This window comes from Psychrobacter sp. 78a-MNA-CIBAN-0178 (assembly GCF_040309625.1).
Lineage (GTDB): Bacteria > Pseudomonadota > Gammaproteobacteria > Pseudomonadales > Moraxellaceae > Psychrobacter > Psychrobacter okhotskensis.
Window position 1 is genome coordinate 130,413 of the sequence record NZ_JBEOOZ010000005.1, and the last position, 14,074, is coordinate 144,486.

A 14,074-nucleotide genomic window follows, 5' to 3' on the forward strand; every position below is an offset into this window, starting at 1 on the left:
TATATCTTCGTCAAATCGCGATTCTCAAGGCATGCTTAGTGCTGATCAAGTACTAGACAAGCTAACACAATTACTGGGTGCTAGTAATGTACAGGCTGATCCAGAGAAAAATGAGCACTATAGAATGGGGTGGCGCTCTGGTGGTGGCAGTGCCTTAGCCGTTTTATTTCCGCAAACACTGCTGGAGATTTGGCGTAGCCTAGAAGTATGCGTTGAAGGCGACTGCATCATTATCATGCAAGCGGCTAAGACAGGTCTGACTGAAGGCTCAACACCGAGCGGTAATGACTACGATAGACCAGTTGTGGTGATTAATACGCTGGCAATAGACCAATTGTATTTGATAAATGATAATGAGCAAGTAATCAGTTTGGCTGGGGCGACTCTACACCAACTACAAAGTCAGCTGAAAGCGGTGAATAGAGCGCCGCATTCGGTGATTGGTTCCTCGACTTTAGGGGCGTCTATTATTGGTGGGATTTCGAATAACTCGGGAGGGTCCTTGGTAAAAAGAGGCCCTGCTTACACTGAGTTGGCTTTGTTTGCGCAGATTAACACACAAGGTCAGTTGGTATTGGTTAATCATCTAGACGTAGAGCTAGGTGATACGCCAGAAGAAATACTGACTAATTTGCAAAATGGTAATTTTGATAAAAGAGAATTACCTGATAGTGGCAAGATGGCATCAGACAAAGAATATATCGCCAGAGTAAAAGATATTGATGCAAGTACGCCAAGCCGCTTTAATGCTGATAAGCGCCGACTGTATGAAGCCAGTGGCTGTGCAGGCAAGTTGGCGGTATTTGCAGTACGCCTAGATACTTATCCAACCGCTACAAAAGAGAAAGCTTTCTATATAGGCAGTAATAGTGTCAGTGAGCTTGCCCAGTTAAGAAGGCAGATATTATCAACTTTCAAAAATACCCCCGAAGTTGGCGAATATATGCATCGCGATATATTTGATGTATCCGCTAAATACGGTAAAGACACTTTTTTAAGTATCAAGCATCTCGGCACAGATGCCTTACCAAGGTTATTCTCTATCAAAGGCGCTATTGACGCTAAATTTCATAAGTGGTCGTGGATGCCAAAGCATTTCACCGATAAAGTCATGCAGTTTATAGCTAACTTATTTCCAAAACATTTACCTGAGCGCATGCTAGCGTACCGTGATAAGTACGAGCATCATCTCATAATAAAAATGAGTGATGACGGGATAGTGGAAGCTCAAGAATTTTTGCAGTCGTTTTTTGCGGCATCAAAAACCGGTAGCTATTTTGAATGTAGTAAAGAAGAGTCAGAAAGCGCGCTTTTAAATCGTTTTGCGGCAGCCGGTGCCGCATTACGCTATGAAATCATACATGAAAAAGAAGTTGGTGAGATATTGGCATTAGATATTGCCATACCGCGTAATGAATTAGAATGGCTTGAAACCCTACCTGAAGAAATTGAAAAACACTTAGAGATGAAGCTGTATTACGGACACTTCTTTTGCTATGTGTTTCATCAAGATTATATTTTGAAGAAGGGCAGTGATGCACACCTTGTTAAAAAGATGATGTTAGAGCTATTGAGCGCACGCGGAGCCAAATATCCTGCTGAGCATAATGTAGGGCATCTATACGAAGCAGAGCCTGATTTGCAGAATTTCTATAAAAGCCTAGACCCAACCAATAGCTTTAATCCTGGCATTGGTAAAACATCAAAAAATAAACGCAACTGCTCGTGCTGTGTGTAATAGTTAGTGTAGGCTGAGCTTTATGCTTCAAAAGCAAGTCAGTTCTATTCATTATGATTAAGCATTCTATCGCTGATCTTTATGCTGAAGCACGAGTACAAAGCTAGAATAAAAAAAGATATATCATTTGGCACTAATCAACACACCATTAGAGATTCAAAAATATTACATAGATATCTAACAGCATAAAAAGGGTAAGCGTATGATTATTTCATCTCCAAACGACTACAGGGCTGCTGCCAAGCGCCGACTGCCACCATTTCTATTTCATTATATAGATGGCGGTGCTTATGAGGAATATACCTTAAAGCGTAATGTTGAAGATTTATCAAAAATTGCTCTTAGGCAACGTGTACTGAATGATATGTCACAGCTCAGTCTCGAGACGCAATTATTTAACGAAACCCTATCAATGCCTGTCGCATTGTCACCAGTCGGTCTCACAGGTATGTATGCACGTCGTGGGGAGGTACAAGCCGCTATGGCAGCCGATCAAAAAGGCATTCCGTTTACCATGTCGACGGTTTCGGTTTGTCCGATTGAAGAAGTGGCGCCTAAAATCATCCGTCCAATGTGGTTTCAGCTTTATGTATTAAAAGACCGAGGCTTTATGAAAAACGCCTTAGAGCGTGCCAAAGCTGCGGGGTGCTCGACCTTGGTTTTTACGGTGGATATGCCGGTACCAGGCGCACGCTACCGAGATATGCACTCTGGCATGAGCGGTAAAAATGCCACTATGCGCCGTTACTTACAGTCTGTGACGCATCCGCAATGGGCATGGGATGTAGGACTAAATGGCCGTCCGCACGATCTGGGCAATATCTCTACTTATTTAGGCAAGCCAACAGGGCTAGAAGATTATATAGGCTGGCTAGGTAATAACTTCGATCCCTCTATTTCTTGGAAAGATTTAGATTGGATTCGTGAGTACTGGGATGGACCTATGGTCATCAAAGGTATTTTGGACCCAGAAGATGCCAAAGATGCGGTGCGTTTTGGGGCAGACGGTATAGTCGTATCCAATCATGGTGGACGACAACTAGACGGTGTTTTATCCAGTGCACGGGCGCTGCCTCCTATTGCTGATGCGGTGAAAGGAGAGATTAAAATCTTAGCCGACTCTGGAATACGCAATGGCTTAGATATTGTGCGCATGTTAGCTTTAGGCGCTGATATTTGCATGCTAGGGCGCGCTTTTATTTATGCTTTAGCAGCGGATGGCGGTGCAGGGGTAAGCAATTTGTTAGAACTGCTAGATAAAGAAATACGCGTCGCAATGACCTTGACTGGTGCCAAAACGATTGCTGATATTAATTCTGACTGTTTAGTAAAGCTGGAGAATTAAACTTGAAGCCGTTAGTTTAGTCATCAATCGTAATAATGAAACTCATAATATTGTTGGCTGACTAGGGATAGACAGATATACCATTACAGGAATGGCTGACCCAGTATCACCAAAAAATAAATGATTAATACCTAAAGCTAGCAACGTCTTGGCTGATGAGAAGCGAGAGCTTCGAGATCCACATAAACAGGTTAAATGGCTTACACCATAGAAAACCTACATTTAAGACGGCACGACTATTTTTAATGAATTTGATCAGGAGATCAAGGATGACTATTGATAACCACGTACTACGCGAACGCATCCGCTTATTAAGCTCATTTCTAGGAGAGGCGATTTCTCGGCAAACGGGTGAACAAACGCTTAATACGATTGAAACCCTGCGCAAAGGCTTTATCCAACAACGACGCGCGCCTAACGAAGCGAACCAGCAACAACTCATCGACTTCATAGCCTCATTAGATAACCAAACCTTAAAAAATGTCATCCGCAGCTTTTCTATCTATTTTTTCTTAGCCAATCTAAGTGAAGAGAATTACTTACGAGAACAACGTCAAGCCTTGCGTATGCAATCGGAACATAGCTGGGAAGGCTCGTTTCGGCGTACGCTGCTTGAATGTCGTGAGCGCAATATTGAACCCGCCCAAATGCAAGAGCTGATTGATCAGCTAAAATTTATCCCTGTCTTTACCGCCCATCCTACTGAAGCGCGTCGCCGTACGACGATGAATCTATTGCAGAGTTTATTCAAGCATAGCGATGCTTTGAATAATCTTCCTGAAAACAGTTTCGCCTATGAGCAAGCGAAAGAACAAACGGCGCAAACCATTGATTTATTATGGTCATCTGATGAAGTACGGACGCGTAAACCTTTAGTCTATGACGAGATCAATAATGGCCTGCATTATTTCAATGCCAGTTTATTCAGCGCCATTCCCAAAGTTTACCGTAATATTAAAGACGCCATTGTTGATATCTATCCTGAGCTAACAGACTATCCCTTACCGGCGTTCATGAGCTTTGGTTCTTGGATCGGTGGTGACAGAGATGGCAATCCCTTTGTCACTCATGACACCACAGAAATGGCCGTATTGATGCATGCCAATACCGTCTTGCGTCACTATCAAGTGTTGATCAAAAAATTGCGTCGTGAACTGATTCACAGCGATACAATTGTCGCTATCGAACCTGACGTGTATACAAAAATTGAAAGTTATCGTGAGCTCGACAGACGAGTCTTTGATTACAATACTGACGATTACAACAATGAGCCGTACCGAAGACTGTTATCGATTATTCTTGCCAAAATAAAATCGACTAATAGCCATATTCAAAGCAAAGGTAGTGATAGCGAGGCTGAAAAAGATGCCTACGCCGACCCACAAGAGCTGTTAGAAGACCTGCGTATTATTCGTCAGAGCGTGAATGGCCATGATACTGCTCATAGCGATGGCTTATTGCTTGACGTTATTCGTCTGGTGAAAACCTGTGGCTTTCATTTAGCCGCGCTGGATATCCGTCAAGAGTCGTCTTATCATAGTGAGGTGATTGACGATATTTTTGCCAGTGCCTCTAATCTGCCAGATTATCAAACTTTGAGTGAAAGCGAGCGCCAAGAGTGGCTGACTCGTTTGCTTGCAAAGCCTGGTACACCGCTCATTTATACTGATAACTTGACTGATAAAACACGTGAACAATTGGCATTGATGAACTCAGTGGCGACATTACGTAAGCTGGTCGGGCAAGAGACTTTTGGCAGTTATGTTATTTCGATGACTAATAATGCCAGTCAATTATTAGAAGTTTTATTATTGATGCGGTTTGCTGGCCTGTGCAGGGTTGATGAGGCAGGACAGTTATCTGCTGATTTGCCCGTTGCACCCTTGTTTGAGACCATTGAAGATCTTAAAAATATTGACAAGATTCTACCTGCCGTGTTGGATAATCCACTGTATCGAGGACTGCTTGCGCACTCAGATAACACCCAAGAAATCATGCTTGGCTATTCAGATTCATCAAAAGATGGCGGTATCATTACCTCTGCATGGCAGCTGTATAGCGCGCAGCAAACTATCAATCGTATCGCTGAAGAATACGGCATCAAAACGCGCTTGTTCCATGGTCGTGGTGGCTCAGTGAGTCGTGGTGGCGGATCAACGCATAACGCGATTGCCGCACAACCAGCGGGTACATTGCATGGAGAAATTAAAGTCACTGAGCAAGGCGAAGTACTCTATGCCAAATATGCCAACACCGACACCGCTGTATTTGAGCTGACCATGGGCATCACCGGTACATTGAAAGCCTGCTCTACCAGATTCGTTGTGCAACCCGCTGAGCTGCCAGATTATGAAGCACTCTTTGCGCGTTTGGCAGACGCGGGTGAACAGCATTATCGTCAACTGACTGATAATACTGAAGGGTTTTATCAGTTCTACTCACAGGTGACCCCTGTGCAAGAAATCTCTTTATTAAATATTGGCTCACGTCCCGCGCATCGCAAAAAAGGCTTGCCGAGCAAAACGACTTTACGGGCAATTCCTTGGGTATTTGGCTGGTCATTAGCGCGTTTCACCTTACCTGCTTGGTATGGCGTCGGCAGTGCGTTACAGAGCGTTAAAGAGGAAGAAGAGTTAATGAGAGAGATGAATAAGCATTGGCCATTTTTTAGCGTATTTATCAGCAATATCGAAATGGCTTTTACCAAATCTGAGATGAATATCGCTCAGGCTTATAGCCAGTTATGTGACGATGAGGCGTTACGTGAAAAAATTATGCAAGCGGTCATCGATGAGCACCAGCTGACCTCTTCTGGTTTAAATTCCTTGCTTAACCAAACATCGTTATTAGAGCACCAGCAGAATCTTGCCGCCTCACTACAGTGGCGAAACGCTTATTTAGATCCGATTAATTATATACAAATCGAGCTGTTAAAACGTGCCAGACAAAAAGACGTTACAGGCGTCATCAATCATGATGAGCTTGATGTTGAGGGTCCATTAATCCGTAGTATTAACGCTTTGGCAGCAGGTTTGCGCAATACGGGATGATTGCTAGAGAAGTACATTCAGATACCTAAATACATTACTTTACTCTAATCAACTTAGGAAGGTTGAAGAAGTGTAGGGTTAACTAATTTAGACATTCAGCTATACTAGTAGCTGAATGTCTGTATGAGGAACTAATCTTTATCTTTATAAGAAACGTTATGACAAATGATAATAGATGGAATAAGTCAGTTTTTAGTAGTTCCTTTGAGCTCTAGATTACGGATGCAGATGTGGGTGAGTTTCTATCGTCAGGCTGCCTAACTAAAATATATCAAGTTTGTTTATATAGATTTGACTATAGGGGTCAATAATTTTAGAGGCTAAAGATAAAGATCAGAACATGACAATTGCTTTGATAATACTTCAATACAAAGCATGTGGGAATCACCGAATAGCAAGTTGGTGTACTGGCAAGATTTGAACGCATTATTGGTATTAATAAGTACATTGAGCTAAATCAAAAATACACTATAGTCCAAAAATATTTAGGCGTACAAAACTATAATAGATAGTGAAGTAGGTCAAAGTAAGAACCGAATAATAAGTTGTAGACTATGTGTTGCTATTGAGCTAGAAGGCATTAAACAGATATCATGAACTCAACACCACACAGCCATCATTTAACATAATATACATTATGCGAAAACAAACCAACGGTCTGAGGAAGTTTGGATTAAACAATTATTACAGTTCATGCTGACTATATTTGCTAACTTAATCTCAATGGTTGCTTTGAATGTTGCTCTGAACAATGAGCCGCTATGTATTAACGAACATCACAACCATTATTAATTTATATCTACACAAGTCATTATCTAATCGAACGATCTCTATCTAAAAAATAATTCCAATACCTAATGTTATTACGATAAGGATATTTTTATGATGCCGTCATCTCGTTTTCATATGCCTCAGTCTTATCTTTATAAACCCTCAACCGCTACAAGTATGGCATCAATACTGATGGCCACACTTATTGTCACTGGCTGCCAATCGTCTGCTGAGTCCAGCGCGACCATCTCTAATCCGCAAACCAGCAACGCATCATCACAAGTGCTCTCTGACATGAGCCAGCAGACACTCAGACAGCAAGCGCTACGTATCCAGCGTGCACTCGCTAACAATGACTTTGCTCGTATCACGGATGATATCCATCCCACACGTGGCGTCAGGTTCTCCATGTACGCTTATGTACGCCCTGAAACGGATAAAACCTTTAGCCGTGAGCAATATGCACAATATTTGCAACAGTCAAAAATTCGCTTTACTTGGGGCGAACTTGACGGTACTGGCGACCCATTAGTGATTCCGCTGCCAGAATACTTAGATACTTGGGTTGATGCCAAAAAGTACAATGATAGCGCTGTCAGCATCAATGAGTTTCGTCGTAATGGTAATACCATCAATAACTTAAAAAAAATCTATCAAAAATCCGATGTTGTTGAGTTTTATTATAAAGGTAGCGAAGAGTATGATGGTATGGACTGGCGGGTGTTACGTTTAGTGTTTGATAATTATCAAGGCAAACGTTATTTGGTGGCTATTGTTAATGATCAGTGGACGGTTTAATTAGATAATAAGCACATGATTTAATTATTAAAGATTAAAAAATGGCAGTGTATTCTGTATGATGCACTGCCCCTTTTGTGTTTACACTGTTATATATTCATTTTTTAATATGTAATATATTTAACATCAACTACATCGGTGTTTGCTTAAAAAACTTGACCATAATCTCATAGATATCTGGATATGCGTCGACCAACTTTTCTGGCGTCTCAAAAAACACTTCGCTGAGCACCGCAAAGAACTCAGCGGGATTGGTCGCGCCATATCGATCCAGTCCTGACTTACGATGCGTTTGAAAATCCTCAAAATCTCGCGCCATAACCTCCGTCCAGCGCGCAGGATCCATGCCGGGTTGCAATGGTGGAAAGCCATTAGCACGGCCATTGAGCATATCGAGCTTATGGACAAACTCATGAATGACGACATTGTGACCATCGCGTTCGCCTGAATGCTTGGCATCCTTCCATGACAGAATGACCGGTCCACGCAGCCACGCTTCGCCGCTACGATGTTGGCTGCCTTCATGGACGATACCGAACTCATCTACAGTGGTACTGTCACTTTTGTAAGAACCGGGATAAATGATAATGGACGACCAGCCAGCGTACCATTCTAGACTTAGATTCAATATCGGCAAACAGGCTTGTAAGGCAATGGACTGCCTGACTGCATCTGTGATTTCAAAGCCTTGTGCGCCCGTAATGGATTTATCATCCAAAAACAACGTCGCCAACTCAAACAAACGAGTCATCTCGTCCTCGTTTAAGCGCTCAAGTATCACAATACGCTTGGCAGCCTGCATCCAGTCCGCCTTAGTAAAGTCACTGTTATCGAGTACGCGCTGATTGTGCCAGTCTTTTATTATGCTAAACATGCGTTGTTTTCCTTAAAATTGATTATCAAGCGTTGTTGTTATAATGATAACTGCAAATATTCATAGTTAGACTTATCTTTTGTAGCGCTCATGGATGATATCTCTGTATATCAAGCCTCTAATGACAGCATATTCATAATCAATTTAATCAACGTCTCTTTTTGATTGGGATCAGACTCAGCGACCAGTAAGGTTAAAGCAGCAAGTCCCGTGTTATTAATGACCATTTCCCCACTTTCATTGAGCAGCCGCTTATTACGATGTAAAAAATCCACGAATAAAAAAGCACCACTGCGTTTATTGCCATCGGTAAAGGGATGGTTCTTGACCATAAAATACAATAAATGCGCCGCTTTACTCTCGATAGTCGGATAGGCAGGCTCGCCAAACACGGTTTGCTGCAAATTGCCCAGTACACTGTCTAACCCGTCACCGCGAGGCTTGGCGAATAGCTCAGTTGCCTCACCGCGTGATATTAATTGCGCTTTTAAATTATTTAGTGCGCTCATCGCTTCAGTTAGGCTAGGCAATACACCGCCCTCCTGCCCTGCTGGATCGTCAAGCAAGCCTTCATCATAGCGTTGTAGCCATAAAAACGTCTGCGTATAACGGCTGATAATCTCAATTAAGCCGCGCCCTTCATCAGTATTCAGCTCAGGGCTTTGGGCTGTTTTTTTGATTAAGTTTAACGCTTGCTGGAGCTCGGCAGAGTTTTTATCGAAGCGTTGCTGATTGAGCGTATAGCCTTGCACTAAGTATTCACGTAAGCGCTGGGTCGCCCATATACGAAACTGCGTGCCTTTTTTAGAATTAACCCGATAACCCACAGAAATAATGGCATCTAGATTGTAAAAGCGAATGTTGCGTCGCACTTGTCGGTTTCCCTCTTTACGAACTACCGAGGATTGCTCGGTAGTTGCTTCGGGGTCGAGTTCGCCTTCTTTATAGATGTTTTTTAGGTGCAAACCAATCGTATCAGAGTCTTTTTCAAACAATGTCGCCAGTTGCGCTTGTGAGAGCCACAAGGTGTCGCGCTCTAGACGAATCTCAATTTGAGTTTGCCCATCATCTGCCAAATAAATCTCGAACTTCTTTTCATCCATGTTGCTCCATCCTCTTAAATGGGTTTATAAGGGTTTGTTCAGATGAGCACTTCATATAAGTACCATCGCTAGCGAACCCTTAAGAAAGCAAGATATCGCTGTTTTTTGCGGCAGTTAAGTTATTGTTGTGTTGTATTTTAACGGTGACAACTTTAAAAAAGTCACAGGCTTGTTGTGCATAGGCTCGTAGACACGCTATAGTCAAGACAAGGCACAGGCTACATATTGGACGTCTTGCACCTGCCGATCTGCCTATCATAACCCGTGTATGCGTTATAAATAATAACTTTACCAAGGATGCGTGAGGTATTTATGAACCAACAATCACTTCAATCTCAAAGCCAAAATGATGGCCAAAGTCAAAGCCAAGATCAAATGGCGACTTCTCCTAACCCAACCATAAGTAAGAGCCACGCAAAAGACAAGCAAAAAAAGCGACAGTGCTTCGATGAACTGCAAAATGCCAAGGGTGAGTATCGTCTTGCGGCTAAGGCTGTCGGCGATTGGCTAGACAACATCAGTATGGATGCGCTCAACCACCTGAACGAGCAAGCAGAAAATATATTTTATCGTAAGGGCGTGACTTTCACTGTCTATAGCGATGCCAAAAACATTGAGCGGATGATTCCTTTTGACATCATTCCACGCATTATCTCCGCCAGCGAATGGCAGCAAGTAGAAGCTGGTTGCAAGCAACGGATTACTGCGCTCAATGCCTTTTTGCATGATATCTATCACGATCAAGCCATTATGAAAGCAGACATTGTTCCTGCCAGCTACGTCTATGCCAGTGGTTGCTATGAGCCATGGATGATGGGCATTGAACTTGATAAGCCTATCTACTCGCACATCAGTGGTATCGATCTCATTCGAGACGAGACCGGTCAATTCTGTGTATTAGAGGACAATCTTCGTACGCCATCTGGTGTCTCCTACATGCTGGAGAGCCGCAGTATTTCAGAGACTCTATTAGCTGATTTGTTCGCTCATACGCCCGTATTAGGGGTTAGCGACTATCCGCAGCGTCTCAAATGCTGTCTTGCCAGCTCAACCACCAAGTATGATCCACAGATTGTTATCCTAACCCCCGGTCGCTTCAACAGTGCTTATTATGAGCATGCTTTTTTGGCGCATGAGATGAATGTACCACTGGTACACGGCTATGACTTGGTGGTTGAGGACAGCAAAGTCTACATGCAAGGTATCCGTGGTAAGGTACAAGTCGATATCATTTATCGCCGAATTGATGACCCTTATATTGATCCCTTGGCATTTCAGTCCAACTCAATACTAGGCGTGTCGGGTCTGATGAGTGCTTACCGCGCTGGTAATGTGGTCGTCGTCAATGCGCCCGGCACTGGTGTGGCAGATGACAAAAGCTTGTACCCCTTTGTGCCCGATATGATTGAGTTCTATTTGGGTGAAAAGCCCATCTTGCCCAATATCGAGACCTATCAGTGCCGCAAGCCTGACGAGCTAAGCTATGTACTAGACAATCTAGACAAGCTGGTGGTCAAAGAAACCCAAGGCTCCGGCGGCTATGGCATGCTCATAGGGCCAACCTCTACCAAACAAGAGATCAGCGACTATCGCAAGCGTCTGCTCGACAACCCCAACGGTTTTATTGCGCAGCCTACAATTTCATTATCTACCAATCCGACCGCTGTTAGTGATGGTATCGCCCCGCGCCATATTGACCTGCGCCCCTTTGTACTCAGTCATGGCGACGGTTCGGTCGATATCGTACCGGGCGGTCTTACTCGTGTGGCGATGGTCGAAGGCTCGTTAGTGGTCAACTCATCACAAGGTGGTGGCATCAAAGATACTTGGGTCGTCGATGACAGCAGTTTAGAGAAGAGATCTTCAGACAAGCGTAACGCGCCAGCTTCGAGCAAAGCCGCCTTGGCTAATGGGCAGGCGGATAAGTCTAACAATCTAGCACTGAGTGCTGCTGGTCACGCCAGCTACCACAATCGCATACAGCCTATCGAAGCGGGTTTTGAGGACCTCGATGATGCGCCAATGATATTGCTGCTGTCGACCAGTAGTCATTTGATCTGGCTCGGTAGGTATAGCGAGCGACTCTACTACTACGACAGCCTAATGAAACAGTTGATCAAAGGTGACCTAAAAAAATCACAAATACAGCATTTAATCAGCCATTTAGGCTTTGCGGCAGAGGCGAATGAGCCGCTAAAAGTAATGAAGGCACAAATACTTTATGACTTAGAGCAAAAAAGAATCCCTAGCGTGGTCCAATCCATTGAGACCAATGTGCAAGAGGCCAAAGGCGTGATTGGCAAAGATACTGCAGAGCTGTACAACCTCATTAAACGCTTATCAAGTGCCGGTACTTATCGAGCAGCGACGCTACAGCTATATGCCTGTAATGCAGCAATGGAACAAGAGCACCCTACCGTGACGTGTTTTTGGCAATTAGGTCGGTATTTTGAGCAATTAGAGCGTGCAGTCCTACTCAATGAGGACACCACCGAGATTAGTCTTGAATTTAAGTATTGGATTAATCAGCTGCCAGAAAACACGCGCTGGCGTGAACTGACTCGCTTGACCAATCAGATGATCAAATCAAAGCAATTTAGCGACTTTAAGCTCATTAGCCGAGAATTCAACATCATATTACAGCAAGGTGTATAGCGTTTAGCTTAGTAAAATAGACAAAAAGCACCTTAAAGAGGAAAACATTATGAAACTTCAAATAAGTCATCAAACCAATTATTACTACGGCGAGCTGGCACAGCGCAGCGTTCAGTATATTCGTATGACGCCGATGCAATTACCGCATCAAACGATTCATAGGTGGGATGTGATGCTGCCTAAAGTTGCCGTCAATCAAAAAGACGGCTTTGGCAATGACTGGCTAACGCTTAGTCGTAATGAGGCACACAATAACTTGCAAATGCAGGCGTCCGGCATTGTCGAGATCAATACCGATACCGAGCGATTAGAGGACATGGACAACGTCCCCTATTTGCTATTTACGGTACAAAGCCCATTGACTAAGTGTTCAGAGGCGATGCGCGCCTTTGCTGCACCTTATCTAAAAGACCCGACCCATGACAGCCTTAAAGCCATGGCGACTGAGCTATTGACCAAAATGCCTTATATAAAAGATGCCACCCACGTGGGAACGACGGCAGCCGAAGCCTTTAACATCGGCGCTGGTGTGTGCCAAGACCATACCCATGTATTTTTAGGCTGCTTGAGGGATCAGCATATCCCAGCGCGTTATGTGTCAGGTTATCTATACGATGACACAGAGAATCATATGGCTAGCCATGCTTGGGCAGAGGTTTGGCTAGAGGGCTACTGGTATACCTTTGACATCTCAAATCTGCTGTTCCAGCCAAGCTCGCATGTGTATGTCGCTATTGGTCGCGATTACTTAGATGCCGCACCAGTACGCGGGGTAAGGATGGGCGGCGGCTATGAGAATCTTTACAGTCAAGTTTTGGTCTCAAGATTGTCATAGTAATAGATGCAGTCTATCTATCAATATCAATATCAATATCGATATCGATTCTGCTTATTGAGATAAGGATTTCTTATGACTTACTGCGCTGCTATTCGTCTAAAAGACGCGATGGTTTTTGCGAGTGACACCCGTACCAACGCTGGCATTGACCATATCTCGACGTTTAGAAAACTCTACCAATACGGCGTTGAAGGCGAACGTTTTATGGTGCTACAGACCGCTGGCAGCCTTGCTACCTCACAAGCGGTCTTTAATAAGTTAAAAACCGATATCAACCTGCGTTCTGAGAGCAGCTTACATACCGTCGCGACACTGTTTGACGCGGCGCAAATGGTGGGTGAATGCATGCGTAGTATCATGACTCATGCTCAAAGCGTCGCTAACGATAGTAATAGTGGCACCTTTACCAGCTCGTTTATATTGGGCGGGCAAATCAAAGGCCAGCCTCCTGAGCTATATATGATCTACCCAGAAGGCAACTGCATTAGAGCCACGCAAGATACGCCGTTTTTTCAGCTGGGTGAGAGTAAATACGGCAAGCCCATTCTCGACCGCTCGGTTAAATACGAGACAGACGTCAAGCATGCGACCCAAGCCCTGATGTTGTCATTTGACTCAACCATTCACTCCAATCTGTCTGTAGGTATGCCCATAGATTTGTTGATTTATCAAAATGACAGTTTGAAGATGCCCAAGGGTCACCGTATCGAGCAAGACGACGAATACTTCAACGACATCAGTCGTCAGTGGTCGGTTGCACTACGTAATACCTTAAGTGAATTACCTGAATGCCCAGCAGATTATTGGGAATAGAAAAATGATTGGCGCAGATGAAGGCTTGATAGTAGTAATGAATCAGAATAGATAGACTAAGATCAATATTACTTTTCACTGACTATATC

8 protein-coding genes and 1 pseudogene are annotated in these 14,074 nt (G+C 43.7%); 7 read left to right on the forward strand and 2 right to left on the reverse strand.

Annotation, left to right across the window (positions count from 1 at the left end; translation table 11 throughout):
* The first annotated feature begins 31 nt into the window (after window positions 1-31).
* The 4 genes from dld to AAEY80_RS05370 all read left to right on the forward strand — a co-directional run bounded on the left by dld (window position 32) and on the right by AAEY80_RS05370 (window position 7,702).
* The gene (gene dld / locus AAEY80_RS05355; protein WP_350588007.1) at window positions 32-1,738 is read left to right on the forward strand and encodes a D-lactate dehydrogenase; all 1,707 of its coding nucleotides are present in this window, start codon (window positions 32-34) and stop codon (window positions 1,736-1,738) included.
* 202 nt (window positions 1,739-1,940) lie between these two features.
* Entirely contained in the window at window positions 1,941-3,083 is a 1,143-nt protein-coding gene (lldD, locus tag AAEY80_RS05360; RefSeq protein WP_101211584.1) for an FMN-dependent L-lactate dehydrogenase LldD, read from the forward strand.
* A gap of 269 nt (window positions 3,084-3,352) precedes the next feature.
* Window positions 3,353-6,133, forward strand: coding sequence for a phosphoenolpyruvate carboxylase (gene ppc / locus AAEY80_RS05365; protein ID WP_350587998.1), 2,781 nt, complete (start codon window positions 3,353-3,355; stop codon window positions 6,131-6,133).
* A gap of 882 nt (window positions 6,134-7,015) precedes the next feature.
* On the forward strand, window positions 7,016-7,702 hold the full coding sequence (locus AAEY80_RS05370; protein ID WP_350587999.1) for a hypothetical protein: 687 nt from the start codon (window positions 7,016-7,018) through the stop codon (window positions 7,700-7,702).
* Between the two features lie 130 nt (window positions 7,703-7,832).
* On the opposite strand, the gene AAEY80_RS05375 is transcribed toward AAEY80_RS05370, so the two are convergent.
* Window positions 7,833-8,576: a M90 family metallopeptidase gene (locus AAEY80_RS05375; protein ID WP_025652022.1), complete on the reverse strand. Its 744-nt coding sequence runs from the start codon at window positions 8,574-8,576 to the stop codon at window positions 7,833-7,835.
* A gap of 110 nt (window positions 8,577-8,686) precedes the next feature.
* Window positions 8,687-9,679: a virulence RhuM family protein/type II toxin-antitoxin system death-on-curing family toxin gene (locus tag AAEY80_RS05380; protein ID WP_025652023.1), complete on the reverse strand. Its 993-nt coding sequence runs from the start codon at window positions 9,677-9,679 to the stop codon at window positions 8,687-8,689.
* A 312-nt stretch (window positions 9,680-9,991) separates the two neighbouring features.
* Here AAEY80_RS05380 and AAEY80_RS05385 point away from each other — a divergent pair.
* From AAEY80_RS05385 to AAEY80_RS05395, 3 genes and pseudogenes are all read left to right on the forward strand, one after another.
* Window positions 9,992-11,518, forward strand: a pseudogene (locus AAEY80_RS05385) (circularly permuted type 2 ATP-grasp protein); the annotation flags it as partial.
* Between the two features lie 865 nt (window positions 11,519-12,383).
* Entirely contained in the window at window positions 12,384-13,169 is a 786-nt protein-coding gene (locus tag AAEY80_RS05390; RefSeq protein ID WP_101211581.1) for a transglutaminase family protein, read from the forward strand.
* 75 nt (window positions 13,170-13,244) lie between these two features.
* Entirely contained in the window at window positions 13,245-13,985 is a 741-nt protein-coding gene (locus tag AAEY80_RS05395) for a proteasome-type protease (protein ID WP_201607938.1), read from the forward strand.
* Window positions 13,986-14,074 lie beyond the last annotated feature (89 nt).

Coding starts and splice junctions, on each gene's coding strand:
- dld (WP_350588007.1), top strand. CDS start 32: ATGCTTAGTGCTGATCAAGTACTAGACAAGCTAACACAATTACTGGGT.
- lldD (WP_101211584.1), top strand. CDS start 1,941: ATGATTATTTCATCTCCAAACGACTACAGGGCTGCTGCCAAGCGCCGA.
- ppc (WP_350587998.1), top strand. CDS start 3,353: ATGACTATTGATAACCACGTACTACGCGAACGCATCCGCTTATTAAGC.
- AAEY80_RS05370 (WP_350587999.1), top strand. CDS start 7,016: ATGATGCCGTCATCTCGTTTTCATATGCCTCAGTCTTATCTTTATAAA.
- AAEY80_RS05375 (WP_025652022.1), bottom strand. CDS start 8,576: ATGTTTAGCATAATAAAAGACTGGCACAATCAGCGCGTACTCGATAAC.
- AAEY80_RS05380 (WP_025652023.1), bottom strand. CDS start 9,679: ATGGATGAAAAGAAGTTCGAGATTTATTTGGCAGATGATGGGCAAACT.
- AAEY80_RS05390 (WP_101211581.1), top strand. CDS start 12,384: ATGAAACTTCAAATAAGTCATCAAACCAATTATTACTACGGCGAGCTG.
- AAEY80_RS05395 (WP_201607938.1), top strand. CDS start 13,245: ATGACTTACTGCGCTGCTATTCGTCTAAAAGACGCGATGGTTTTTGCG.